Origin of the sequence: Xenorhabdus khoisanae, from assembly GCF_001037465.1 — a bacterium.
Lineage (GTDB): Bacteria > Pseudomonadota > Gammaproteobacteria > Enterobacterales > Enterobacteriaceae > Xenorhabdus > Xenorhabdus khoisanae.
In genome coordinates this window covers 1-754 of record NZ_LFCV01000222.1, presented here as the reverse complement: position 1 = coordinate 754, position 754 = coordinate 1, and the positions used below count along the sequence as shown (strand labels likewise).

Below are 754 nucleotides of genomic sequence, written 5' to 3'. Positions count from 1 at the left end.
GCCCTGCGATATGCTGATGATAATGCCGACCCGGCTGGCGACTGAGGTTAACGGTAACAGTGGCTTGTTGAAAGGCATCGCGACTGCGGCGCAGTTTTACGACGGACAATACGGTATGGAATGGCCGTTGGGTCACCATGTCCGCTGGGAGCGTCGCAATGTCAGCAGTTTAACCGTGCGCTTTGACTCCCCGTGGTCACCACCTTCAGCAGAGCTGATGGGCGAGCTGTCATCGGTGTTTGACTGTGAAATCCGTCACTGGTACAGCGAATCATCAGGTCAGCTCAAAGGCTACGATTGCTATGACCAGTGCGAACATGTAGACAGCGGCAACGGGCAGTCAGGACGGGAGAACCGGCCGGCACTTTATCTGGTCAACGAGGAAAAGCGGAATGTAAACCTGCCCGTGCCGGCCATCGCCGTTGGGCAATAACGCGTTGTTTAACCCATCATTAATTTATTTTTTGTCTTCACTTCAACCGAAAGGGGAAACATTTTCCCTTTTCGGAACATGTTCTTCCTTTATTTTTTGCAAGGAAAACACGTGATGTCATCACAACCGAATCACCAAAAAGCATTTATCGAACTGTTTAACCAGACGGCGCGTTGCCACCGTCGTTACCCGGTCTTTCAGGATTTTTGCAATTGTGCGATGGCCGCCATTCACAATAAATACTGTTACTGTGAGGAACTGGAGCAGTATTACCTGAAAACCATCAAAAAGTACGAACGGGAAGATGTTGACCGGATTGTG

1 protein-coding gene and 1 pseudogene are annotated in these 754 nt (G+C 50.0%); both read left to right on the top strand.

What is annotated here, in order from left to right:
* On the top strand, positions 1–433 hold a 433-nt coding region (locus AB204_RS20290), incomplete at its 5' end, for a DUF1281 family ferredoxin-like fold protein (RefSeq protein WP_047965193.1).
* A 114-nt stretch (positions 434–547) separates the two neighbouring features.
* Positions 548–754, top strand: a pseudogene (locus AB204_RS20285) (SAM-dependent DNA methyltransferase); the annotation flags it as partial.